This is a genomic window from Massilia aerilata (genome assembly GCF_042656905.1).
Classification (GTDB): Bacteria; Pseudomonadota; Gammaproteobacteria; order Burkholderiales; family Burkholderiaceae_D; genus Telluria; species Telluria aerilata.
Genome location: NZ_JBHSMZ010000001.1, coordinates 295,466 through 319,785, shown reverse-complemented (window position 1 = coordinate 319,785; position 24,320 = coordinate 295,466). Strand labels below are relative to the sequence as shown.

Here is a 24,320-nt window from a genome sequence, read left to right as displayed (position 1 = left end):
TAATAGCGGGCTATCTTCCACCCGCAGCCACGCTGCATCAACCGACTTCCAAGCCATGTTGATTCTGCCGGGTTCCAACGCCCTCTCTGCATTCCGTAGCCAACGCCTCCTGACCCAACTACAGTCCGTCGCCCCGACGATCGCTGCCGTGCAGGCCCGTTTCTACCATTTCATCGATACCAGCGCGCCCCTGTCCGTTGAGGACACCGAGCGCCTGGCCGCCATGCTCACCTACGGCGAGCCTGTGCCGGAAACGCAGTACGAGGGCGTGACCGAGGAGTACTTCGTGATCCCGCGCCTGGGCACCATCTCGCCCTGGGCCTCGAAAGCGACCGACATCGCGCACAACTGCGGCATGGCCCACGTCCACCGCATCGAGCGTGGCGTCGCCTACACGGTGGTGCTGAAGAGCGGCATCCTGGGCACCGGCTTTGGCGCCCCGAAAAAGCTGGGCGCGGAAGAAGCCCAAGTCATCGCTGGCCTGCTGCACGACCGCATGACCGAAACCGTGCTGCGCAGCGCCGACGAAGCCCAGGCCCTGTTCACCGAACTCGAAGGCCGGCCGCTGGAAGCCGTCGACGTGCTGGCCAAGGGCCGCGCGGCGCTGGAAGAAGCCAACCGCGACATGGGCCTGGCCCTGGCGGAAGACGAGATCGACTACCTGCTCGACGCCTTCACCAGGGTCCAGCGCAACCCGACCGACGTCGAACTGATGATGTTCGCCCAGGCCAACAGCGAACATTGCCGCCACAAGATCTTCAACGCCGAGTGGACCGTCGACGGCGTCAAGCAGGACAAGTCGCTGTTCCAAATGATCAAGAACACCCACCAGCTGCAGCCGAAAGGCACGGTGGTGGCCTACAGCGACAACTCGTCGATCATGGTCGGCGCCGAAGCGGTGCGCTTCTTCCCGCAAGGCGACAAGCATGAGTATGAGGCCACGACCCAGCTGACGCACACGCTGATGAAGGTCGAGACCCACAATCACCCGACCGCGATTTCTCCCTTCCCGGGCGCCTCCACCGGCGCCGGCGGCGAGATCCGCGACGAGGGCGCGACCGGCCGCGGCGCCAAGCCGAAGGCGGGCCTGACCGGCTTCACGGTGTCGAACTTGAACATTGCCGGCTTCGAGCAGCCATGGGAAAGCCCGGCCTACGGCAAGCCGGAACGCATCGCCTCGCCGCTGCAGATCATGGTCGACGGCCCGCTGGGCGGCGCCGCTTTCTCGAACGAATTCGGCCGCCCGGTGCTGGCCGGCTACTTCCGCACCTACGAGCAGAAGGTCGGCGCCACCGCCCTCGGTGAGAACACGGTGTTCGGCTACCACAAGCCGATCATGATCGCGGGCGGCATCGGCAACATCTCGGACGCGCACACGCACAAGAACGACATCCCGCCCGGCAGCCTGCTGATCCAGCTGGGCGGCCCCGGCATGCGCATCGGCATGGCCGGCGCGGCGGCATCGTCGATGGCCACCGGCACCAACACCGCCGACCTGGACTTCGATTCGGTCCAGCGCGGCAACCCGGAGATGGAGCGGCGCGCCCAGGAAGTCATCAATTCCTGCTGGCAGCTGGGCGAGGCGAACCCGATCATCTCGATCCACGACGTCGGCGCCGGCGGCATCTCGAACGCGTTCCCGGAAATTACGAACGACGCCAAGCGCGGCGCCACCTTCGACCTGCGCAAGGTGCCGCTGGAAGAGAGCGGCATGTCGCCGCGCGAGATCTGGTCCAACGAGTCGCAGGAGCGCTATGTGCTGGCGATCGCACCTGGTGACCTGCCGCGCTTCGCCGCCATCTGCGAACGCGAACGCTGTCTGTTCGCCGCCGTCGGCGTCGCCACCGAAGAGCGCCAGCTGCGCCTGATCGATCCGCTGACGAACACCAGCCCGGTCGACATGCCGATGGACGTCCTGCTCGGCAAGCCGCCGAAGATGCAGCGCGACGTGGTCCACGTGCCGAACAGCTTCGCGCCGGTCGACGTGACCGGCCTCGAACTGGAAGAAGTCGCGCGTCGCGTGCTCCTGAACCCGACCGTGGCCGATAAATCCTTCCTGATCACCATCGGCGACCGCAGCGTCGGCGGCATGAGCGTGCGTGACCAGATGGTCGGCCCGTGGCAGGTGCCGGTGGCCGACTGCGCCGTCACCACCCTCAGCTTCGAAGGCTACAAGGGCGAAGCGATGGCGATGGGCGAGCGCACCCCGCTGGCCGTGATCGACGCGGCCGCCTCGGGCCGCATGGCCGTCGGCGAGGCGATCACGAACATCGCCGCCGCGCCGATCGCCAGTATCGAAGACATCAAGCTGTCGGCCAACTGGATGGCGGCCTGCGGCCAGCTGGGCCAGGACGCCGCGCTGTTCGACACCGTGAAGGCGGTCGGCATGGAACTGTGCCCGGCGCTGGGCGTGTCTATCCCGGTCGGCAAGGATTCGCTGTCGATGCGCACCACCTGGAACGACGGCGGCGAAGCCAAGGCCGTCATTTCTCCGGTGTCGCTGATCGTCTCTTCGTTCGCGCCGGTGACGGATGTGCGCAAGACGCTCACGCCGCAGCTGCGCACGGACCTGGGCGACAGCTCGCTGATCCTGATCGACCTGGGCCGCGGCAAGAACCGCCTCGGCGCCTCGATGCTGGCGCAGGTGACGAACCAGGTCGGCACGGACACCCCGGACCTCGACAAGCCGCAAGACCTGAAAGCCTTCTTCGCCGCCATCCAGCAGCTGAACGCGGACGGCAAACTGCTGGCCTACCACGACCGTTCGGACGGCGGCCTGTACGCGGTGCTGTGCGAGATGGCCTTCGCCGGCCGCGCCGGCGTCTCGGTCAACCTCGACATCCTGAGCATGGAAGGCGAGCACGCTTCCGACCACGGCGACGCCAAGAACTGGACCGCGCAAGTCGGCGAGCGCCGCAACGAGATGACGCTGCGCGCGCTGTTCAACGAAGAGCTGGGCGCCGTGATCCAGGTCCGCCACGAGCAGCGCAGCGAAGTCATGAACGTGCTGCGCTCCTTCGATCTGGGCGCCTGCAGCCACATCATCGGCAAGGTGAACGACCGCGGCGTGATCGAATTCACGCGCGATACGAAAGTCATCTACAGCAAGCGCCGCAGCGAACTGCACCGCCTGTGGAGCGAGACCAGCTGGCGCATCGCGCGCCTGCGCGACAATCCGGCATGCGTCGACCAGGAATACGAGCGCCTGCTGGACGAGCAGGATCCGGGCTTCACGCCCAAGCTGGTCCACGACACGAACGTGAACGTCGCCGCGCCGTATTTAGCTCCATTCGTCGCGACCGGCGCGCGTCCGTCCGTGGCGATCCTGCGCGAGCAGGGCGTCAACTCGCACATCGAGACCGCCTGGGCGATGGACCAGGCAGGCTTCAAGGCCGTCGACGTGCACATGAGCGACCTGATCGCCGGCCGCGTTTCGCTCGAGGCGTTCAAGGGCCTGATCGCGGTGGGCGGATTCTCCTACGGCGACGTGCTGGGCGCCGGCGAGGGCTGGGCCAAGACCATCCTGTTCAACGCCGCGCTGAAACAGCAGTTCGCGGCTTTCTTCGGCCGCGGCGACACCTTCGGCATGGGCGTCTGCAACGGCTGCCAGATGATGAGCAACCTGAAGTCCATCATCCCGGGCGCCGAAGCCTGGCCGAAGTTCACCCGCAACAAGTCCGAGCAGTTCGAGGCGCGCTTCGGCATGGTCGAAGTGCTGGATTCGCCGTCGATCTTCTTCGCCGACCTGGCCGGCACCCAGGCCCCGCTGGCGATCGCGCACGGCGAAGGCTTTGCGGACTTCTCGCAGACCGGCGATTTGTCTCAGGTTGTGCAAGCGCTGCGTTACATCGACAACCGCGGCGCGGCCACCGAGCAGTATCCGTTCAATCCGAACGGGTCGCCGGGCGGCCTGACCGCGGTGACCACGCCGGACGGGCGCTTCACGGTGATGATGCCGCACGCAGAACGTGTCGCTCGCACGGTGACGATGTCGTGGCATCCGGATGGCTGGGGTGAGAATTCGCCGTGGGCGCGGATGTTCCAGAATGCGCGGAAGTGGGTCGGTTGATGGCGGCGTGATGCGTCACGAAAAAGGCGCCCGGTTTATGGGCGCTTTTTTTCGTCCTCAGGCGGTGACGGCATTGCTCGAAATCGTTCGGATCGATTCTTCGACCTCGCCCGGCGCCGGACCCTTGAGGAGCTCATCCAGCCGGTCCGCCGCTGCGAACACAAACGGCATCCGCTCAGCCGGATCCCAAAGCTTCGCATACCGATCCTGAGAAAACGTCGTCGTCGTTCCAGCCCTGGCCGGACACCGCGCCGACAAATTCAGCCTGATCGCCTCATAATCCCCGGACGGGAACTCGACCGCCCACGCCAGCTGGTTCCAGTCCAGCAGCAGCTGCATCACCGCCGAGTCGTACATGATCTTCTGCAGCACGTTCACCTGCTCGTGCTGGGCCAGGGTGCGGACGCTCTCTGCGATCTGCCCGCGCTCGATCTGCGTGAAGCCCCGCGCCACTTCGGGGAAGGGCGCGGCGAAGGCCAGGGTGCTGCGCGCCACTTCCCAGCGCACCGCATAGCGCGCCTTCTGGCGCTCCGGCAGGCAGGCGATGAATTCGTCGTAGCCGCGCTCCATGTAGAAGCGGTGCAGGGGATAGACGTCGAGGAAGACGTGGGTGTTGCCGTGGCCGAGCCGGTGCGCCATGCCGCTGGCGCCCATTTCGGTGGCCAGCAACTTCAGCGTGGCGCCGTACTGCACGCCCGGCGCCGAGCCCTGGCCCAGCGAGCGCTCGATCCGCTCGCGTTCCTGGCGGTGCGCGTCGAGGATATCGGCGCTGTGCAGCAGGCCGCAGCCGACCTGCTTGGAGGCGAAGGCGGCCAGGCCCGCCCACTGGAAGCGGCGGTCGGCCAGCCACAGGCGGGCGTAGGCGGCATTGATGCGCCGGTTGCGTTCGCGGTCGTCGGCGATCCAGCGACCGTCGATTTTCAGCAGGTCTTCGGCTTCGATCTGGAAGCTGGCCCACAGGCGTTCCGCGCTCAGGGTTTCGCCGTCCGGCGCCTGGCGGCCGATGGGAATGCCATGGTATTTGCCGGGCGCGAGGGACGGATTTACTGCGCCGGGCGAGTGCCTGTCGTTCATGTCTGCTCCTTGTCGAGGCCGTCTGACAATCTAGACAGATCACCGGCATCGACGGATTGATCTGGCTTAAACCGCAGCGCACGATACGATTTGACGCCCCACCAAACTCAGGGGTGTATTTTTCCTTATTCCAATGGAAACCTTTCCAGTCCCATCTGTGCACGGATCATTCGCGGCCAGCTCCGACCTTGGCAGGCCGCGGGTTGCCGTCAAGGCAGGCTCGCATTTTCTTGCAATCTTTTTACATCCGGCAAAATCGATACAAGGAACAAGGTGCAGGTCCAGTACGGCATGATCGAAGTCGGCTTGGCCGCGCCGAACCTCGCCGCCGGACTGTGGTCGGCCGCCTGGATGCCAGGTACCAGCGCCCAGACCTGGCCGCGCAACGGCGAGATCGACATCATGGGGCAGGGTCACAAGGCCGCCTGCGTGCCGGGCAACGAGAGCCGCGCGGCGTGGACCGCCTGGCAGAACAAGAGTTATGTCGTGACTGCGGCCTCGCTGGCCAAACGCTTCGTCAAATACCGCCTGTACTGGACCGATGCGGAGATGCTCTTCACCATCATCGACAACGGCGTCGAGCGCGACCTGTACAACGCGACGCTGCCGGTCAATCCGAGCGCCCTGTGGTCGCCGTTCTACCTGCTGCTGAACCTGGCCGTCGGCGGCAACTCCACCGATGCCGCGACCGCCGCCCAGGTAATGGCGCCGCGGCCCCGCACCATGTAGGTCGACTCTGTGCGCGTCTACCAGCTCGCCGGCAAGGGCTCGGTCAAGCTGCTCGCCTGGGCCTACAGGCGCCGGGCCCGCGACCCGACGAATTACTGTAACGGATCACTGAAATTCCGAATCAAGATCCCGCCCAATTTGGCCTTCAACATCGGGCTCGGCGATACCTGCACGAATCAGAATTGGGTCAATTTCCCGGCCAAAAGCAAGGCCTACGGCTTGACCCGCAATGGCGACTGGGCGCAAGGGACGATTCCGGTTTCGACCTGATCGGGCCCAAGGTGGCGCTGCAGTCGCTGCTGGACGTCTTCTTGATCTCGCGCGACGCGAACAATCTGCCGGCCTCCACATTCCAGTTCCCGGTCGACGACATCGTCTACGATTCGGGCACGACGACCACCCCGCCGCCGCCGTCCGGGCCGACCTCCGTGACCCGGACCTCGACCACCGCGCTGCAGTTCAATACCGCCACCGGCAGCTGGGCGGACGTGCACTACACCGTCAACAACGGCGCCCAGCAGAACCTGCGCATGCGCCTGGACGGCACGACCAACAGCTACAAGGGCGGCGGCCTGAAGATCGGCGACGTGGTGCGCTACAGCTTCACCTAATGGGACACGGCGCGCAATTTTGCCGTCGACACCGCCCAGCAGAGCGATACGATGCAGTAAGCCCGGCATTCCCGGGCCGTGACCGCCGGTCCGGGATCTGTCGAAGAAGTTGACATTGAACGCATGGGTGCGCCGGCGTTCAAGGCCAAGTCCTTGAAAATACAGCGAACTTGGCAGTTGGCATCGAATTTGCTTCGACTCGTCTGTTAGGCCATTAACCGACAGACAAGGACAGACATGAAAACCACGCTCGTTCGCGCCCTGATTGCAGGCTGTATTGCTTGCGTCGGCATCGGCCAGGCATCGGCGACGCCGATTACCTCTACCTCTTCCTTGTCGGCCGGCGGCCTGATGTTCGACAACTTCGCCTGTGTCATCAGCAAGGGCGGCTTTTCGGCCAAGCCAAGCAACTGCAATCAGATCGACGTCAGCGCCGACGCCGGCGGCCTCGATTTCACCAGCCAGTTCAAGGCGAGTTCCTTCAGCTTCGACAATGTCCTGTTGCGCTACCGCGTCGACGCCGGCAGCAAGGGCATCAGTGCGGTCACGCTCGACTTCGACGGTAGCTTCTTCGGTGTCTCCGTGGCCTCGGTGACCGAGACCATCCGCGATGCCACCGGCCGGGTCGTCGGCCGCCTGACGGTCAGCTGCTCGCTACTGGTCTGCGATCAGCAGGATCCCAACTACGGCTGGTTCGACATTCCGCTGGACGGCGTGTATGACGAGCTGTATGTGACCAAGGCGATCAATGTTTCGGCCGTGGTCGGCTCCGCCACCATTACCCAGGTGCGCCAGGGCTTCATCCTGGCAGCCGATGTCCCGGAGCCGGGCTCGCTGGCGCTGCTGGCGCTGGGCCTGGTTGGCGCCGGGGTTGCAAGCCGCCGTCGCCGCGACAGCATCTGAGCGTTCGCAAGCCGCACGCTCGAACCCTGCTTGCCGCCGCGCTGTCCAAACTTCTGCACGGACAAGCACGGAGGGCGGCGTCATGGGGATGCGCGTAGGTGAACTGATCGAGCGTTTCGGCGGGCAGCTGCAGGGCGATCCGGGCATCGAGCTCAGCGCCATCGCACCGCTCGAGCGCGCCGGCCCGGCGGACATCAGCTTCCTCGGCAACGGCAAGCTGCGCGCCCAGGCGGCGCACAGCCGTGCAGCCGCGCTGATCCTGTCGCCGCTGGACGAGCCGGAAGTCGCGGCGAGTTATGAGGGCGCGCGCATCGTCACCGGCAATCCCTATGCCTACTTCGCCCGCACGGCGCAATTGCTGGCGCCGAGGGAGGCGCCGCGTGCCGGCATCCACCCGTGCGCCGCCGTGCACGAGCGCGCGCGCGTGGATCCCTCTGCCTGGGTCGGTTCCCACGTCACGATCGAGGAGGGGGCGGTGATCGGGGCCGGCGCCGTGGTCGACGCCGGCTGCTACATCGGGCGCGACGCGGTGGTGGGCGAACATACGCATTTCTTCGCCAACGCCAGCTTCCTGGCGCGCTGCGTAATCGGGGCGCGCGGCATCGTCCATTCCGGCGCCGTGATCGGCGGCGACGGCTTCGGCTTCGCCATGGACGAGGGCGTCTACATCAAGATCCCGCAGACGGGACGGGTGCTGATCGGCGACGACGTCGACATCGGCGCCGGCACCACCATCGACCGCGGCGCGATGATTGACACCGTCATTGAAGATGGCGTGAAGCTCGACAATCAGATCCAGATCGGCCACAACTGCCATATCGGCGCGCACACGGCCATGGCCGGCTGCGTCGGCGTGGCCGGCAGCGCCATCATCGGCAAATACTGCACCTTCGGCGGCGCGGCCATGGTCAATGGCCACATCACGATTGCCGACCATGTCCACATCACCGCGGGCACGCTGGTCTCGAATTCGATCAACGAGCCGGGCCGCTATACGGGCTTTTATCCGATCTCGCCGAACGCGGAGTGGGAGCGTAACGCGGCGCTGCTGCGCAACCTGTCCTCGCTGCGCGCCAGGATCCGTGCGCTGGAGAAGGCGCTCAAGCGGCTGGACAGCGGCTAGCGGCTAGCGGCTAATGGCTAGCGGGCGCGGCCGTGGGCCCGAGCGCGCGCAGCAAGTCGTCCAGCGTCGCCGGCTTGGTCAGGTGCAAGTCGAAGCCCGCCTGCACCGCCCGCTCGAGGTCGGCCTGCTGGCCGTAGCCGGACAGCGCCACCAGGCGCAGTCCGGCGCCGTACTGGCGGCGCAGCAGGAGGGCGAGTGCGTAGCCGTCCATGTCGGGCAGGCCGATATCGAGGATGGCGACCCGCGGCACCTCAGTGGGCAGCTGAGTGGGCAGCTCAGTGGACAAGCCGCCCGCCAGGACGCTGCGCGCGGCGGCCAGGGCCTGGGCCGCGTTGTACGCGACCTCGACCTTGTGGCCCAGCTGGCGCAGCAGGCTGGCGGTGCCGTTGGCGGCGTCTTCGTTGTCGTCCACCAGCAGGATGGCGCAGGGCTGTTGCTCCGCCGCCGGCGTGGCATCGCGCTGTTGCGCCTGCGCGGCGGCCAGCGGCAGCGCGACTTCGAAACGGCTGCCGCGGGCCGGACCTTCGCTGTTGGCGCTGACGCTGCCGCCGTGCAGCTCGACGATCTTGCGCACGATCGCCAGTCCCAGGCCGAGGCCGCCGGTGCGGCGCGCCAGTTGCTGCGGCGCCTGGTAGAAAGGTTCGAAGATGCGCGACAGCAGGCCGGCATCCATGCCGATGCCGTTGTCCCGCACCGAGAGGCGGGCCAGGCCGGCGGCCGCGTCGGCGGCCAGTTCGATGTGCGTGGCGCTGCTGCCGAAACGGGCGGCGTTGGACAGCAGGTTGTTCAGCACCTGCACCAGGCGGCTGTCGTCGCCCAGGATCCAGACGGCGTCCGGCGCCTCCAGCGTGATGGCGTGGCCGGGCAGGGCGGCGACGGCGTGGCGCACGGTTTCGGCCAGGTTGAGCGGGCGCAGTTCCAGCTGCAGCTTGCCGGAGGCAATGCGCGAGACGTCGAGCAAGTCGTCGACCAGGCGCTTCAGGTGGGTGACCTGGCGCCGCATGATGGCGCGTTCGCGGCGGGCGCCGGGCTCGTCGCGCATGTCCATCAAGTCGAGCGAGGCGACGATGGGGCTGAGCGGGTTGCGCAGTTCGTGGCCGAGCACGGCCAGGAATTCGTCCTTGGCCTGGCTGGCTTCGCGCGCCTGTTCGAGCGCCTGCTCCAGCGAAGCCATCAGCGAGGAGCGCTCCTGCTCGCGGCGGGCGCGCTGGCGGCCGGCAGCCTCGAGCGCGCGTCCCATGCGCCCGAGTTCGCGGATACGCGCCTTCGGCACATGGACCGGGCGGCCGGCGCCGAGCGCCGCGGCGGCGCGCCGCAAGCCGTTGAAGGCGCCGACGATGCGGTTCGACAGCCAGTAGGCCAGGGCGATGCAGATGGCCAGCGAAATGGCGACACCGGCGGCGTAGACGGCGATGCCTTCGAGGAAGCCGGCGCGCAGGGCGGCCATCGGCGTATTCGTGACCACCGTCCAGCCGTAGCGCGACATGCTGCTGTAGGCGGTGGCCACTTCGTCGCCTTCCTTGGTGAGGGTGGCGCCGGCGCCTTCCAGGCCGTTCCTGGTCATCAGCGCGCGCAGGGCGGGCGTGATCGGCTGGGTGACGAAGCGCTCCTGGTTCTTCGAACGCGCCACGATGTGGCCGGAGGCGTCGATCACGGCGATCAGGGAGTCGGCCGGGGCGCGCTGGCGCTCGATCACACGCAGGATGCGGTCCGGCTTGACCACGGCGCTGAGTACGAAGGCATGGCCATGGGTATCGGTGACCGGAATGCGCACCGGCACGGCGGCGCGGCCGCCCTTGCCGCGCACGATGCGGCCGACCACCGCGCGATGCAGGCTGAGCGCCTGCTGCAGGCTGTCCGGATCGGCCAGGGCGGGCGCCTCGGCGCCGAAGGGCGCATTGGTGCGGAACACCGTCTTGCCCTCATGGTCGGCCAGAAACACGCCCAGCCACTCCGGCTGGGCCTTGGCCTGGGCGCTGGCGATATCGTAGAAGGCGCGCACGTCGCCGGCCACCATCGCCGGGCTCTGCGCCATGGATGACAGGGCCGCCACCGAGGAATCGAGTTCGGCGTCGACGGCGCTCGACAGGGCCCGCGCCATATCCAGCAAGGCGCGCTCCTGCTCGCGCTGGCGGTACTCGCTGGCCACGTGGATGCTCCAGATGCCCAGCAAGGCGAGCGGCAGCAGGCCGATCGCCGTCAGCAGGACTAGCAGGTGGCGTAGCGGCAGCGTGCGGCTGCGGGGAGATGGCATGCGGAGCCCGGGCAAGAATCGGTAAAAATGCGAAAGAAAAAAAGCGCTCCGGGCGGGGGAGCGCTTTCTGGCTCAGGCAGGACCGATTACTGGATCTTGGCCTTGGTCATCAGCTGTTCGCGGTAGGTCGCCAGCTTGCGCTGCTGCAGCTGTTCGGCGACCTGCTGCTTGACTTCTTCCAGCGGCGGGATCTTGGCTGCGCGGGTGTCGTCCAGCTTGATCACGTGGTAGCCGTACTGGGTCTTGACCGGGGTTTCGGTGATCGCGCCTTTTTGCAGCGAGGTCATGGCCTTCGAGAACTCAGGCACGAAGGAAGCCGGGTTTGCCCAGTCCAGGTCGCCGCCATTGTTGGCCGAGCCCGGGTCTTTCGACTGCTTGGCCAGCTCTTCGAACTTGGCGCCGCCTTTCAGCTTGGCGATGATGGCCTTGGCTTCGTCTTCGGTGGCCACCAGGATGTGGCGGGCGTGGTATTCCTTGTCGCCGACTTGCGCCTTGAACTTGTTGTACTCGGCGGTGATGTCGGCGTCCTTGACCGGGTTCTTCTTGATGTAGTCAGCCAGCATCGCATTGATGATGATGCTCTGGCGGGCGTTGTCGATCGCGTTCTTGACTTCCGGACGGGTGCCGATGCCTTGCTTGTCGGCCTCCTGGATCAGGACTTCGCGGCCGATCAGGTCTTTCTTGATCGCATCGCGCAGTTGCGGCGAATCGGTGGCCTTGCCCTGGGCGACGACTTGCTTGACGACCTGGTCGACCTTGGCCGCGGGGATGGGCTTGCCATTGACGGTCGCGACGTTTTGTGCGAACGACGGCAGGACTACCATCGCGGTCATGGCTAACAACAGGCGGGCTGGCTTCACAATCATTTATTCGATCCTATCTAAACACAAAAGTCGCAACGCGACGAAAACCGGCGGCAAGGCTGCCGCCGGTGATGCAACATCTTACTGCACCTTTGCCTTTTTGACCATTTCCTCTTGGTAGGAGGCCAGCTTCTGCTGGGTCAGGGCGTCGGCGATCTGCGGTTTGACCTCATCCAGCGCCGGCAGTTTCGCGGCGCGGACGTCGTCCAGCTTGATGATGTGGTAGCCGACCTGGGTCTTGACCGGTTTCTCGGTCACCTGGCCTTTTTGCAGGCCGGTGAAGCCGGCTGCGAATTCCGGCGGGAAGGAGGACGGGCTGGCCCAGTCCAGGTCGCCGCCATTGTTGGCGGTGCCGGTGTCCTTCGACTGCTTGGCCAGGTCTTCGAACTTGGCGCCGCCCTTGATCTTGGCGATGATGGCGTTGGCGTCGGCTTCGTTTTCCACCAGGATGTGGCGCACGTGGTATTCCTTGTCGCCGGTCTGTTTGGTGAAGCGGTCGTACTCGGCCTTGATCTCGGCGTCGCTGACCGGGTGCTTGGTGACGTAGTCCTTGGCCAGGGCGTTGATCACGATGGTCTGGCGGGCGTTCTCCAGCGCCTGCTTGACTTCCGGATTCTTGTCGTAGCCCTGCTTGACGGCTTCCTGCATCATCACTTCACGTGCGATCAGGTCCTTCTTGATCGCTTCGCGCAGTTGCGGCGAATCGGTGGCCTGGCCCTGGGCCACGACCTGCTTGACCATCTGGTCGGCGCGCGAGGACGGGATGGCCTTGCCGTTGACGACGGCGAGGTTCTGGGCGAAGGACGACGAAGTTGCGAAAGACGCGGCGATAGCGATCAGGGCTAACAGCAGCCTTGCTGGCTTAAAAGTCATGGTGGTTCCTGTGAGGGGGTTGCTTGGACGAGATTGGATTAGTTCTTGTAATACGTAGCAGATTTTCGAACAGATTACTTAAGACTTCCTGAAGGCTGCGGGCTCACGACAATTCCGATGGTGCAATGGCGGTGATCGCCAGTGCGTGAATGTCGGTATGCATCATACCTTGCACGGCATCATACACCAGCCGATGGCGCATGACGAGCCTCTGGCCTTCGAAGCGTTCCGAAACGATTTTCACACTGAAATGGCCGCCGCCGGTCGCTGCGCCGGCATGGCCGACGTGCAGGTGGGAGTCGTCGGCGACATCGAGTTTCGAGGGGCTCAGCGCGGCCTGCAGCAGCTCGCGGATGCGGTCGACACGTGCCTGGCTCATGCGTCCCCCTGCTCGTGTTCCTGGATATGCTTGGACAGCATCAGGGTCTGGATGACGATGAAGGCGAAGAAGATGCCGGTGACGCCGAACAGCTTGAAACTGACCCAGGCGCTGAAGTTGTCCTTGAAGACCACGAAGGCCATGAACAGGTTCAGGACGCCGACCAGGGCGAAGAAAACCATCCAGGCGACATTCACCTTCGGCCAGACCGATTCCGGCAGCTTGATCTGGGCTTCCATCACCTTGCGGATCAGGTTATTGCCGAAGCCCACCTGGCCGATGAGCAGCGCGAGCGCGAAGGCCCAGTACAGGATGGTCGGTTTCCAGAGAATGAATTTCTCGTCATGGAAATAGATGGTGGCGCCGCCCATCACGGCGATCACGCCCAGCGACAGCCACAGGGTGCCGTCGACCTTGCGGCCGCGCGCGATCAGGTAGCCGATCTGCAGGACGGTGGCGACGATGCCGACCGCGGTGGCCAGCATGATCGGCGATTGCGCCGGGGTCAGGGCGCCGCCCGCCACCATCCAGCCCATGAGCTGGACGGCGAGGGCGTGCGCGGCTTCCTGGTTGCCGTCGGCAACTTTGAAGACGGCGAAGAAGAGGATGACCGGGAACAGGTCGAACAGGAATTTCATGCGATGGCAGTTCGTTGAAAATGCGTATTATGCCGCTTCGAAGCGCAGGGCGGCCGAATTGATGCAATAGCGCAGGCCGGTGGGCGGCGGACCGTCCGGGAACACGTGGCCCAGGTGGGCGTCGCAGACCGCGCAGATGATCTCGGTGCGCACCATGCCGTGGGTGCGGTCGACCTTTTCGATCACATTGTCCGGGTCGAGGGCGCGGAAGTAGCTGGGCCAGCCGCAGCCTGACTCGAATTTGGCGTCGGACTCGAACAGCGGGGTGTCGCAGCAAACGCAATGGTAGATGCCGTGCTCGTGGTGGTCCCAGAATTTACCCGTGAAGGCGCGCTCGGTGGCCGCGTGGCGGGTCACCTGGTATTCCATCGGGTCCAGCTGGGCGCGCCATTCGGCGTCGGTCTTCGTCACTTTTTCGGTCATGGTCGTCGCTCGTTACTAATAATAGGGTCAGGAGGAGCAGCTCACCTCGAGGTGGGATGCCCAGTCCGGCGGCAGGGCCGCATAGGCTTCGTTCTCCGGCTGCTCGTCGTAAGGCCGTTCCAGGATCGCCAGCAGCTTGCCGACTTCGGAAAAGTCGCCGTTCTGCGCCTTTTCGATCGCGGTCTGGGCCAGGTAGTTGCGCAGGATGTATTTGGGGTTGACCCCGTGCATCGCAAGCCGGCGCGCGCCGTCCTCGCTGTTTTCCCGGCGCAGGCGGGCGCGGTAGTCGACGGCCCAGGCGTCGAAGCCCGGGCGGTCGAGGAAGAGGTCGCGCAGCGGGGCATCCGCCTCGGCGCGGTCGGCATCCAGCACATCGACGCGCAATTCGCCCAGGCGGCGGAAGAACAGGGTGAAGTCGACGCGGTTTTCGTGCATCAGCTTGAACATCGCGTCGGCCACGGCGCGGTCGCCTTCCTCGCTGGTCTTGAGGCCCAGCTTGGCCCGCACCAGTTCGTCGAACTTGTCGCCGTAGGCGTCGATATAGCCGTCCAGCGCGGCCTCGGCCGCCTCCTTGTCCTGGATCAGCGGCAGCAGGGCATTCGCCAGCGCGTAACAGTTCCAGTGGCCGACCGGCACCTGGTTCGAATAGGAATAGCGGCCGCCCTGGTCGGTGTGGTTGCAGATGTGGTCGACGTCGAAGGCTTCCATGAAGCCGAAGGGGCCGTAGTCGAGGGTGATGCCGAGGATGGACATATTGTCCGTGTTCATCACGCCGTGCATGAAGCCGACCGCCTGCCAGTGCGCGATCATGCGCGCGGTGCGGCGCGTGACTTCGGCGAGCAGTTCCAGGTAGGGATTCGGCGCGACCAGCAGGTCCGGATAAAATGCGTGGATCACGTAATCGGCCAGGATGCGCAGCTCTTCCTGCTTGCCGCGGTAATGCCAGTGCTCGAAGGAACCGAAGCGCACGAAAGAGGGCGCCATGCGGGTGACCACGGCGGCGCTCTCGATGGTCTCGCGCACGACCTGCTGGTGCGAGCCGGTCAGCATCAGCGCGCGCGTGGTCGGGATGCCGAGTGCGGCCATGGCTTCCGAGCACAGGAATTCGCGGATCGAGGAGCGCAGTACAGCGCGGCCGTCGCCCATGCGCGAGTAGGGCGTCATGCCGGCGCCTTTCAGCTGCAGCTCCATCGGCCCTTCGGGACCGCTCAGCTGGCCCAGCAGGATGGCGCGGCCGTCGCCCAGTTGCCCGGCCCAGTGGCCGAACTGGTGGCCGGAGTAGACCGCGGACAGGGGCTGGGAGCGCAACGGCACCTGGTTGCCGCTGAAGACGGCGACGAAATCCTCCTGCCGCAATGCCGCCGGGGCCAGCCCGGCCAAGGCCGCGGCCTTATCGCTGGCCGCGACAAAATAGGGCGCGGGCAGGGGCGTCGGCATCAGGCGCGTATAAAACGCGGGCGGCAATTCAGCGAAGGAATTGTCGAAGGGCAGGTCGTCAGCGCGAATGGCGGTTCCTTCAGATGGTGGAGACACAGGTTGCCGGGATTCTAACCCAGACCGGCCGATTTCAAGTGCACGCTGGCGTGCGCGCTATCCAGCTTACATGCCGTAACGATGGCGCCAGGCGGCTTGACGCATTGCAGCATCGAAATCCATTGACGCTCTCCGCACGGCCGTTCCAAACTCGGCCGCAAACACTTCCGGGAGACAAGATGCAGTCCTTTCCGCAGAGCCCAGTCCAGGGCCAGATGATGAGCCAGCCGCTGTCGATTTCCAGCATCATCCGCTTTGCTGCCCGGCACTACGGCGGCAGCGAGATCGTCTCGCGCCGGGTCGAGGCCGACATGCCGGACCTGCACCGCTACACCTACCGCGACTGCGAAGCCAGGGCCCGGCGCCTGGCGCAGGCCCTGGCGGAGCGCGGCGTGGCGATCGGCGAGCGGGTCGGCACCCTGGCCTGGAACGGCTACCGCCACCTGGAACTGTATTACGCGGTATCCGGCTCGGGCGCGGTGCTGCACACCATCAACCCGCGCCTGCACCCGGAGCAGATCGCCTACATCGTCAACCATGCGGAAGACCAGGTGCTGTTCTTCGACATGACCTTCTTATCCCTGGTCGAAGCCATCGCCCCGCATTGCGCGAGCGTGAAAGCCTTCGTGCTGATGAGCGACCGCGCCCACATGCCGGCCGCGTCGACCATCCCGGACCTGCTGTGCTACGAGGAGCTGGTCGAGGCTGCCGACGGCGGCTATGCATGGCCGCTGTTCGACGAAAACGCCGCGGCCTCGCTGTGCTACACCTCGGGCACGACCGGCAATCCGAAAGGCGCGCTGTATTCGCACCGCTCGACCGTGCTGCACGCCTATGCCTCCGCGCTGCCGAACGTGCTGAACGTCGGCGCCATCGACACCGTGCTGCCGGTGGTGCCCATGTTCCACGTCAACGCCTGGGGCCTGCCATATTCGGTGCTGCTGTCCGGCGCCAAGATGGTCTTCCCGGGCGCCGCGCTGGACGGCAAGTCGCTGTACGAGCTGTTCGAGCAGGAGGGCGTGACTTTCTCGGCCGGCGTGCCGACCGTGTGGCTGGGCCTGATCAACTACGCGCTGCAGAACGACCTGCGATTCTCGACCTTCCGCCGCACCGTGATCGGCGGCTCGGCCTGTCCGCCGGCGATGATGGACACCCTGATCGACAAGTTCAATGTGCAGGTGATCCACGGCTGGGGCATGACGGAGATGTCGCCGCTCGGCACCACCGGCGGCCTGCTGGCCAGGCATCGCAAGCTGCCCGAGCCCGAGCAGCGCAAGATCCTGCAGAAGCAGGGCCATGCCATCTACGGCGTGGACATGAAGATCGTCGACGACGATGGGAATGAGCTGCCCTGGGACGGCCACAGCTTCGGCCACCTGCTGGTCAAGGGGCCGTGGATCATCGCCAGCTACTTCCGCAACGAGGGCGGCGATGTGCTGCAGGACGGCTGGTTCCCGACCGGCGACGTCGCCACCATCGACCCCGACGGCTTCATGCAGATCACCGACCGCAGCAAGGACGTGATCAAGTCCGGTGGCGAGTGGATCGGTTCGATCGACCTGGAAAACATCGCGGTGGCCCATCCGGGCGTGCTGCAGGCGGCCTGCATCGGCATGGCGCACCCGAAATGGGACGAGCGGCCGCTGCTGGTGGTGGTGCGCCGGCCCGGCGCGGAAGTGACGCGTGAAGAGCTGCTGGCCTTTTTCGACGGGAAGATCGCGCGCTTCTGGATGCCGGACGACGTGGTGTTCGTGGACAGCCTGCCGATCGGCGGCACCGGCAAGATCCAGAAGAACAAGCTGCGCGAGCAGTTCCGCGACTACCGGCTGCCGGGCGCCTGATCAATCGAGGGTGTCGGCCCAGATCCGGCGCGCCCAGGCCTCGGCATCCACGCCTTCCTGTGCCGAGGCGTGGTCGGACAGGACGCCCTTGCCCTCCGCCTGCATGCTGCGCCCGGCCGGATCGTAGCGGTAGAGCGTGGAGATGTGCATGGCCTGGACGCCGTCGACGAAGCTGTAGCAGGTGTTGGCGAAGGCCGGCGCCGCATCCGGCGCCTCGCCCAGCATCAGCGCCACGACGGCGCGCGCGCAGACCTTGGCCTGGGCGTTGGCCATGTGCGCGGATTTGGGCAGGCCGGCCTCGATCGCATCGCCGAGCACGTGCACGCGCGGCAGGACCATCGATTCGTAGGTGAGGGCATCGGCTTCGCACCAGCGCCCATCCACATTCGCGAGGCCCGCATCCCGGGCGATCCTGCCGGCCCGCTGCGGTGGAATGATGTTCAGCACGTCCGATCGCAGCGTATCGAAGGTGGTCTTGACGGTCTTCGTCGCCACGTCGATATCGCGCAGTTCGCTGTCGGGCAGGTATTCGATCATGCCCGGGTACAGCTCGCGGAAGGCGCGTTCGAACAGCACGCGTTTCGAGGTGATCACGGGATTGGCGTCGAGGACCATCAGCTTGGACCGCGGCTTATGCGTTTTCAGATAGAACGCGACCTGGCAGGCCCGCTCGTAGGGCGCGGGCGGGCAGCGGTAGGGCTGGGGCGGCACCGCGATCGTGAAGACGCCGCCGTCGCGCATCGCCAGCAGCTGCCGGTGCAGGTTGCGGGTTTGCGGCCCGGCTTTCCAGGCATGTGGAATCTGCTCCTGTGCGCTTGCCAGCATCGGAAAGGCGTCGTAGATGAAGTCGATGCCGGGGGCGACGATCAGCCGGTCGTAGCGCAGCTTTTCGCCTCCCGCCACAACCCGCGACCTGGCGGCGTCGATGGCCGTCACGCTGCCGCGCATGAACTCGATCCCGTGATGCCGCTGCAGCCGTTCGTAGCCGAAGGTGAGCTGCGCCAGGGTTTTCTGGCCGCCGAGCACGCGGTTGCTGACCGGGCAGGAGATGAAGTCGGCGTTCGGGTCGATCAGGACGACCTCGATGCGGCCGCCACTCAGCAGCCGCACCTGCTTGGCCGCCGTCGCGCCGCCGTAGCCGGCGCCAACCACCACGACGCGGCCCGCGCCGCCACGGCGCGCGTGCGCGTTCCTGGCGGCTGCGGCGCCGATTGCCGGCCACATGGACCCGGCCAGGACCCATTCGAGAAAGTCGCGCCTGCGCATCGTCACTCCCATTCCAGCGCCGGATAGAGAAAGTTGACGTTGCGCCGGTTGACGGCGTCGAACAGCCGCCAGCGCGGGCGTTCGGCGGCCGCCGCGGCCGTCATCGTGGCGCTCATGTCCTCGCCGCGGCGGATGCCGGCCCTGACGTCGCGCAGCAGGGTGCTCAGGTAGCCGCGCTGCCGCTCCAGCGCCTGGTGCTTGTCGCGGGTGGCCGGGCCATGGCCGGGAATGGTGAGGCGGGCCGGCGTTTTGTCGAGGGCGTCCATGACGGCAAGCCAGCCGGGGACATCGCCGTCGACGGAGGGCGTGCGCTCGGTGAAGAGCAGGTCGCCGGTCCACAGCGTAGCGCTCGCGGCGTCAAACACGCTGAGGTCATTGTTCGTGTGTGCGGGCGGCCAGGCTTTCAGGAGCAGCTTCCGGTTGCCGAGGTCGAGGGTCAGCTGGTCCGCAACGATGTCGGTGGGCGCGACCAGCCTGGATTTTTCAGCCGCTTCCCCCAACTGCGTTTTCAGCTTGCGCAGATAGGCATCGCCGCGCAGGTCCAGCACCCGGGGCAGCCGGGCATGGCCGATGAAGCGCGGCGGCGCGGCGGCATCGATGAAAGCGGCGTTGCCGAACACATGGTCGGGATGCGCATGCGTATTGATCACATAGCGCACCGGCAGGCGGGTGATTGCGCGCAGTGCTTCCCTGAGCCGCATGCCGACGCGCCAGGAGCCGCCCGTATCGATGACGGCGACGGCTTCGCTGCCGATCACGAAGCCGATGTTCGCGATATCGCCGTCGTAGCCATCCTCGAAATCCTTGTGCTGCCCGAAGTGCACGTAGACGCCCGGCGCGACCTGCTCGACCCGCAAGGGCGCCGCGCCGGCCGTGGCGGCGGCCGCGAGGACCAGCGCGAGCAGTGTGCGGACCAGGCCCCGCACCTAGCCTCCGACGTCCAGCGTCTGGCGGAAGCTGCCGCCTTCGTTGTCGTGGGCGACGATCTGCAGGGCGCCCGGCTTGTCGGCGACGAAGCCGAAGCGGAAGGACGGATTCTCGCTGATGCCGATGTTCGTGTCGGCCGTCAGCACCGGCTTGCCGTTGTAGGTGACGGCGATCCGGTCGATGAAATACGCCGGCCGGAAGCCATGCGAGAACGGGTCGCGCTGCATCCCCGTGGACATCGGGTGCCGGATCAGCAGCGAGGCCTTGTTCACGTCGCCGGCCTTGAAGGGGCCGTCGAGCGCCAGTTTCATCTTGCCGGCGCCGACCCGCGCCGCCGCTTCATCGCCGCTCGCCGGCCCGCTGCAGCCGCCCGAGGCGCGGACGGTGACGGTGTTCACGTAGAACCTGCCGTCGCTTGCTTCGGCCACCACGTGCACCGGCGAGTCGGACTCCAGGCGGATACGGGTGGCGATGTCCGGCTTGCCGCTCTGCGGGCCGAAGTGGAAGGCCGCGGTCAGGGGCACCGGATTGCCGTCGACGAAAATGCTGACCGACTTGATGTAGCGGCTCTCGCTCATCGGGTGGTCGATGCTGAAGGCGAAGGGCACCTGTTCGCCGCTGGCGGCGCGCGCGGGGGCCGTCAGGCGGATGAAGGGGGCGGGCTCCAGCTTCTTGCCGGGGAAGTAGGCCGCCTGCAATGCGGTCCAGGGCGCGTCCGGCGCCTGGGCCGCCGCCGGCAAGGGACAGGCGAGCAGAGCCAGCGCCGCCAGGCAGGCGGCGCATGGCGGGCAGAGCGGATTGCGTCGACGATCGTTCATCGGTGACCTCCATCCAGTCTCTTAACTATAGCGCAAAGCGGCGCAAACATTAACTGGTTGACCACAGCCCGGTCCGGTGCTACTGTACTATCTGTCCTAGTACAGTGAGTCTCGCATGAATCGACGTGCTCCCCTGATGCTGCAGATCGTCACCGGCGATCCGCGGCCCATCATCCGCCAGATCGCCGACGGCATCAAACGCCTGGTCGCCGGCGGCGATCTGCAGCCCGGCGACGCGCTGCCCAGTGTGCGCGGCCTGGCCCAGCAGCTTTCCGTCAATCCGAACACGGTGGCGAAGGCCTATGCCGAGCTGACGGCGGAAGGCTGGCTGCTGTCGCGCGCCGGCCTCGGCCTGTACGTGGCCGAGCAGCGCCAGCGCCTGTCGGATCCCGAGCGCGCGCGGCGCCTCGATGAGGCGGTCGACCGCTTCGTCGGCGACGTCATCGGCCTCGACTACCCCAGCGACACCATCCTCGACCGCGTCGCGGGCGAGCTTTCCCACTACGCCGCGAAGAAGACAGCATGAGCGTGAACACGAGCGACTACGTGATCGAGACCGAAGACCTGTGCCTGCGCTACAAGGGCAAGCTGGCGCTGAACCACCTGAGCCTGCGCCTGCCGAGCGGCGGCATCCACGCCTTCGTCGGCGCCAACGGGGCCGGTAAATCCTCGCTGTTCCGCGTGCTGCTCGGTTTCGAGCCGGCCGGCGGCGGCAGCGCGCGGGTGCTGGGGAACGACTGCGCCACGCTCACGCCGGAGATGCGGGGCCGCATCGGCTTCGTCAACGAGGAGCACACCTTGCCCGGCTGGATGCGGGTGCAGGATCTGATGCGCATGCAGCAGCGCCATTACGAAGGGGCGGGCCGGGGTGCCGCGAACTTGCGCTGGAACGGCGAACGCTACGACGAGGTGCTGTCCCACTTCAACGTGCTGCCGGCGCAGCGCGTCGGCGAGCTCTCGCGCGGCGAACGGGCCGGCCTGAACCTGGCGCTGGCCTTGGCCCAGAGCCCGGAACTGCTGATCCTCGACGAGCCGACGCTGGGCCTGGACGTGGTCGCCAAGCGCGCCTTCCTCGAAGCGCTGCTCCAGTCCAGCATCGACGACGCCTCGACCATCGTCTACTGCTCGCACCAGATGGACGAGATCGAGCGCGTCGCCGACAACCTGGTCATCCTCGAGCGCGGCAGCCTGCGCTATATGAGCGGCCCGGACGACTTCTGCGGCCGGGTGCAGCTGTGGGTGGCCGAGTTTCCGTTCAAGACGCCCGAAGTGCGCAAGCTGGCAGGTGTGCTGCAGGTGCAGCAGCTGGACGGCCTGACCCACATCGTCACCTTCGACCAGCAGGATGGCGCCGCCTTCGAGGCGCGCCTCAAGCTGCTGGGCGCCCGCCGGGTGCAGGCCATGCCGCTGGGCCTGGACCGCGCCGTCAACGCTTTTCTCTCGCATGGACATGCCGGCGCCCGCCGCGCCGCCTGAATACGATGATCGAACTCTTCCTTTCCGAATTGCGGCGCTTCCGTACGGCCGCCATCCTGTATGCGGCCGCCGGCCTGGTGCTGGTCACGGTGATGAACCAGCTTACCGACCTCGTCACCGGGCCGCGCGAACTGCATGCCGTGATGACCTTGCTGTACGCGCTGTCCGGACTCGGCTTCGCGCTCTACCAGTTCGGCACCTACCGCCAGCCCAGCCGCTGGATCTGGCTGCTGCACCGGCCGATGCACCGCGCGCCCATCCTGGCGGGCATCACGCTTGCTTCCGTGCTGCTGATCGCGCTGGCGATGGCGCTGCCGCTGTTCGTCCTGCTGGGCTTGCAGGATCACTTTACCGCGCGCGTGGTGGATACCCGCCACTATGCGGGGATCGGCTTCATGGCGCTGACAAGCGTCTCGTGCTGGCTGAGCGGCGCCTACATCATGCTGCACCGCAGCCGCTGGGCCTTCGTGGTCCTGATGCTGCCGATCCTGCTGACCATGCACATGGCCAGCTACGGCACGATGCTGGCGCTGGCCCTGGCTTGCAACGCCGTGCTGCTGGTGCTGGTGTACACCGTGTTCCGCCCCAACCGCTACACCGGCGACGACGCGGTGGCGACCGTCGCTTCGGCGGTCCCGCTACAGCTCAGCTTTTACATTGCGCTGCTGTGGAGCGGGTCGACCCTGTTCCAGGTCGGCCAGATGGTGGCCGGCGTGCATCCGCTGGAAGCCGACGAGGCCGCGGCCGGCGGCGGCGTGGAAGCGTCGCGCTTCGATCCCCGCGAAGCGCTGCAGGCGGGCCTCGCCGCCGTGAAGGATCCGCGCGCCGCCGGCTGGAGCGCCGCCCTGGGCCGCGACAGCAGCGCCAGCCTCGGGCCGGGCCAGCGCCAGTACACGGTACGCGACACGGTCTCCGCCCGCAGCGGCCTCAAGATCGCCGACAGCCAGCAGAACAACTGGACCTTCAGCCACGACCGCATGATGTACAGCGGCCTGAATCGGCACGCCCGGCCGGCCGGCTGGTTCGGCGCCGGCGGCAAGGGCGACGCCGTCCCGTTCGACTCGCAGCCGGTGCCTTTGCGCGACAACCGCGCCAGAGGCTACCTGGCGAACGCCCATGATATGTACGAGCTGGAACAGGGCGGCCTGAAACTGCGGCATGTTCTGCACGCCGCGGGCCGCGAGCAGCTGGGCGCCGGTATCGCGGTGCTGGGTCCGCGCACGGCGCTGCTGACCAACCGCCGCGTGGCGCTGCTGGAGGAGCGCGGCGGCCAGCTGGCCCCGCTCGCCAGCATCCCGCTGCCGGTCCCGTTCGGCGACCTCGATCGGGCCGAAGTCGGACAAGTGGCGGACGGCACCCTGGTCAGCTTCATCGGCGGCAGGCGGCGCCTGGATGGCGTCATGCCGGCGCCGCACGTGGTCTACCTGGTCGACGCCGGCGGCCAGGTGCGCGAACTGGGCCGCCGCGAAGTGGTGCACGATTTCCCCGTGCTGTTCGAGCACCGGGACTGGTGGGTCTCACCGGTCCTGCATGCGGCAGTCAGCCTGCCCGCGATCCTGATCGAGCGGGGCGTGGTGCCGGACTATGGCGCCAGCCGCTTCGCGCCGCTGCTGCTCCCGCGTCCGCCCGCGGTATGGGCGGCGGCGATCGCCCTGGCCCTGCTGTCGGCGCTGGCCTCGGCCTGGTGGACCGGGCGCGCCGCGCTGGGGCCGGGAGCGCGCCTGGCCTGGTGCCTGGCCTGCCTGCTGCTTGGCATGCCGGCGCTGCTGTCGCTGATGGTGCTGCAGCCGCGCGTGGTGCGCGAAGAAGCGGCGGCGTCCGGGGCCCCGGTAGCGGCTTCGGCTTGAGGCCTCAGGCCGCCTGCGCCGCGGCGAGGTCGGCGTCCAATACCGTCACGCGCTGCGCCGCCGGGCGCGCATTGAAGCGTTCAAGGTACCGGACGATCTCCGGCAGCCCGGGCACCAGCTTGAAGGCGCTGGTCCAGGCCAGCGCATAGCCCCACAGGACGTCGGCTGCCGTAAAACGCTCGCCGAGCAGCCAGGGGCCGCGGCGCAGCTGCGCCGTCAGCGTGGACAGCATGCTGTCGTAGTCGCCGTAGGGGCAGGTCGAGGGCGGCGCCGGCTCGCGCTTCATGGCCAGGTCGACCACCGCCGGTTCGAAGCAGTTGCCATAGAAGGCCATCCAGCGCAGCCAGGGCCCGCGCAGCGGGTCGTCGAGGGCGGGCGCGAGGCCGGCCCGGGGGAAGAGGTCGGCCAGGTAGATCATGATGGCCGCCTGCTCGGTCACCAGGGCCTCGCCATCGAGAATGGCGGGCACCTTGCCCATCGGGTTGACTTCCAGGTAGCGCGGGCTGTGGGTCTCGTTGGCTTTCAGGTTCACGGTTTCCAGCGCATACGGCGCGCCCAGCTCCTCGAGCAGGATGCGGACGGCGCCGGAGCGCGAATGGGGAGCGTGGAAGAGGGTGATGGTGCGGTTCATGGCGTCCTCGTTTGATTGGGAGGTCCAGCATAGGGCCGCTGA

22 protein-coding genes are annotated in these 24,320 nt (G+C 66.8%); 10 read left to right on the top strand and 12 right to left on the bottom strand.

All coding sequences use genetic code 11. The features are described from left to right. Positions 1–55 precede the first annotated feature (55 nt). Positions 56–4,069 carry a phosphoribosylformylglycinamidine synthase gene (purL, locus tag ACFPO9_RS01430; protein WP_379765963.1) on the top strand — a complete coding sequence of 1,338 codons (4,014 nt, stop codon included), beginning with the start codon at positions 56–58 and terminating at the stop codon, positions 4,067–4,069. Positions 4,070–4,126: 57 nt separating this feature from the next. Here purL and ACFPO9_RS01425 read toward each other — a convergent pair whose 3' ends face one another. Beyond that, on the bottom strand, positions 4,127–5,143 hold the full coding sequence (locus ACFPO9_RS01425; RefSeq protein WP_379765960.1) for a DUF2515 family protein: 1,017 nt from the start codon (positions 5,141–5,143) through the stop codon (positions 4,127–4,129). Between the two features lie 273 nt (positions 5,144–5,416). On the opposite strand from ACFPO9_RS01425, the gene ACFPO9_RS01420 reads away from it, so the two are divergent. The 5 genes from ACFPO9_RS01420 to lpxD all read left to right on the top strand — a co-directional run bounded on the left by ACFPO9_RS01420 (position 5,417) and on the right by lpxD (position 8,509). Continuing rightward, the gene (locus ACFPO9_RS01420; RefSeq protein WP_379765957.1) at positions 5,417–5,872 is read left to right on the top strand and encodes a glycoside hydrolase family 16 protein; all 456 of its coding nucleotides are present in this window, start codon (positions 5,417–5,419) and stop codon (positions 5,870–5,872) included. A gap of 9 nt (positions 5,873–5,881) precedes the next feature. Continuing rightward, complete coding sequence (locus tag ACFPO9_RS01415) at positions 5,882–6,142, top strand: hypothetical protein (protein WP_379765954.1); 261 nt, start codon at positions 5,882–5,884, stop codon at positions 6,140–6,142. An 11-nt stretch (positions 6,143–6,153) separates the two neighbouring features. After that, on the top strand, positions 6,154–6,483 hold the full coding sequence (locus ACFPO9_RS01410) for a hypothetical protein (RefSeq protein ID WP_379765952.1): 330 nt from the start codon (positions 6,154–6,156) through the stop codon (positions 6,481–6,483). A gap of 237 nt (positions 6,484–6,720) precedes the next feature. Next, positions 6,721–7,386: a PEP-CTERM sorting domain-containing protein gene (locus ACFPO9_RS01405; protein ID WP_379765949.1), complete on the top strand. Its 666-nt coding sequence runs from the start codon at positions 6,721–6,723 to the stop codon at positions 7,384–7,386. A gap of 82 nt (positions 7,387–7,468) precedes the next feature. Next, the gene (gene lpxD / locus ACFPO9_RS01400; RefSeq protein ID WP_379765946.1) at positions 7,469–8,509 is read left to right on the top strand and encodes a UDP-3-O-(3-hydroxymyristoyl)glucosamine N-acyltransferase; all 1,041 of its coding nucleotides are present in this window, start codon (positions 7,469–7,471) and stop codon (positions 8,507–8,509) included. 10 nt (positions 8,510–8,519) lie between these two features. Here lpxD and ACFPO9_RS01395 read toward each other — a convergent pair whose 3' ends face one another. From ACFPO9_RS01395 to ACFPO9_RS01365, 7 genes are all read right to left on the bottom strand, one after another. Next, complete coding sequence (locus ACFPO9_RS01395) at positions 8,520–10,763, bottom strand: hybrid sensor histidine kinase/response regulator (RefSeq protein WP_379765943.1); 2,244 nt, start codon at positions 10,761–10,763, stop codon at positions 8,520–8,522. An 86-nt stretch (positions 10,764–10,849) separates the two neighbouring features. Then, the gene (locus ACFPO9_RS01390) at positions 10,850–11,629 is read right to left on the bottom strand and encodes a peptidylprolyl isomerase (RefSeq protein ID WP_379765940.1); all 780 of its coding nucleotides are present in this window, start codon (positions 11,627–11,629) and stop codon (positions 10,850–10,852) included. A 78-nt stretch (positions 11,630–11,707) separates the two neighbouring features. Then, complete coding sequence (locus ACFPO9_RS01385) at positions 11,708–12,499, bottom strand: peptidylprolyl isomerase (protein ID WP_379765937.1); 792 nt, start codon at positions 12,497–12,499, stop codon at positions 11,708–11,710. Between the two features lie 103 nt (positions 12,500–12,602). Then, entirely contained in the window at positions 12,603–12,878 is a 276-nt protein-coding gene (locus ACFPO9_RS01380; protein ID WP_379765934.1) for a BolA family protein, read from the bottom strand. Then, positions 12,875–13,516 carry a septation protein A gene (locus tag ACFPO9_RS01375; protein WP_379765932.1) on the bottom strand — a complete coding sequence of 214 codons (642 nt, stop codon included), beginning with the start codon at positions 13,514–13,516 and terminating at the stop codon, positions 12,875–12,877. The genes ACFPO9_RS01380 and ACFPO9_RS01375 overlap by 4 nt, the downstream gene beginning before the upstream one ends. 27 nt (positions 13,517–13,543) lie before the next feature. Further along, entirely contained in the window at positions 13,544–13,939 is a 396-nt protein-coding gene (msrB, locus tag ACFPO9_RS01370; RefSeq protein WP_379765929.1) for a peptide-methionine (R)-S-oxide reductase MsrB, read from the bottom strand. Between the two features lie 27 nt (positions 13,940–13,966). Beyond that, entirely contained in the window at positions 13,967–15,472 is a 1,506-nt protein-coding gene (locus ACFPO9_RS01365) for a protein adenylyltransferase SelO (protein WP_465263306.1), read from the bottom strand. Between the two features lie 179 nt (positions 15,473–15,651). Between ACFPO9_RS01365 and ACFPO9_RS01360 the strand changes: the two genes are divergently transcribed. Beyond that, the gene (locus ACFPO9_RS01360; RefSeq protein ID WP_379765926.1) at positions 15,652–17,313 is read left to right on the top strand and encodes a 3-(methylthio)propionyl-CoA ligase; all 1,662 of its coding nucleotides are present in this window, start codon (positions 15,652–15,654) and stop codon (positions 17,311–17,313) included. Here ACFPO9_RS01360 and ACFPO9_RS01355 read toward each other — a convergent pair whose 3' ends face one another. From ACFPO9_RS01355 to ACFPO9_RS01345, 3 genes are read right to left on the bottom strand one after another with little or no spacing between them, the layout of a single operon-like run. Beyond that, on the bottom strand, positions 17,314–18,579 hold the full coding sequence (locus tag ACFPO9_RS01355) for an FCSD flavin-binding domain-containing protein (protein WP_379765923.1): 1,266 nt from the start codon (positions 18,577–18,579) through the stop codon (positions 17,314–17,316). A 2-nt stretch (positions 18,580–18,581) separates the two neighbouring features. Further along, the gene (locus tag ACFPO9_RS01350; RefSeq protein WP_379765920.1) at positions 18,582–19,505 is read right to left on the bottom strand and encodes a quinoprotein relay system zinc metallohydrolase 2; all 924 of its coding nucleotides are present in this window, start codon (positions 19,503–19,505) and stop codon (positions 18,582–18,584) included. Next, positions 19,506–20,324 carry a quinoprotein dehydrogenase-associated SoxYZ-like carrier gene (locus tag ACFPO9_RS01345; RefSeq protein ID WP_379765916.1) on the bottom strand — a complete coding sequence of 273 codons (819 nt, stop codon included), beginning with the start codon at positions 20,322–20,324 and terminating at the stop codon, positions 19,506–19,508. 115 nt (positions 20,325–20,439) lie between these two features. Between ACFPO9_RS01345 and ACFPO9_RS01340 the strand changes: the two genes are divergently transcribed. The 3 genes from ACFPO9_RS01340 to ACFPO9_RS01330 are packed head-to-tail and all read left to right on the top strand — an operon-like array spanning position 20,440 to position 23,647. Further along, positions 20,440–20,850 carry a GntR family transcriptional regulator gene (locus ACFPO9_RS01340; RefSeq protein WP_379765913.1) on the top strand — a complete coding sequence of 137 codons (411 nt, stop codon included), beginning with the start codon at positions 20,440–20,442 and terminating at the stop codon, positions 20,848–20,850. Continuing rightward, positions 20,847–21,800, top strand: a complete 954-nt coding sequence (locus tag ACFPO9_RS01335) for an ABC transporter ATP-binding protein (protein WP_379765910.1) — start codon at positions 20,847–20,849, stop codon at positions 21,798–21,800. Before ACFPO9_RS01340 ends, ACFPO9_RS01335 begins: the two co-directional genes overlap by 4 nt. Positions 21,801–21,805: 5 nt before the next feature. Further along, positions 21,806–23,647, top strand: a complete 1,842-nt coding sequence (locus ACFPO9_RS01330) for a glycosyltransferase family protein (protein ID WP_379765907.1) — start codon at positions 21,806–21,808, stop codon at positions 23,645–23,647. A 4-nt stretch (positions 23,648–23,651) separates the two neighbouring features. Here the strand turns inward: ACFPO9_RS01330 and ACFPO9_RS01325 are convergent, their stop codons facing one another. Beyond that, positions 23,652–24,278, bottom strand: a complete 627-nt coding sequence (locus ACFPO9_RS01325) for a glutathione S-transferase family protein (RefSeq protein WP_379765905.1) — start codon at positions 24,276–24,278, stop codon at positions 23,652–23,654. Positions 24,279–24,320 lie beyond the last annotated feature (42 nt).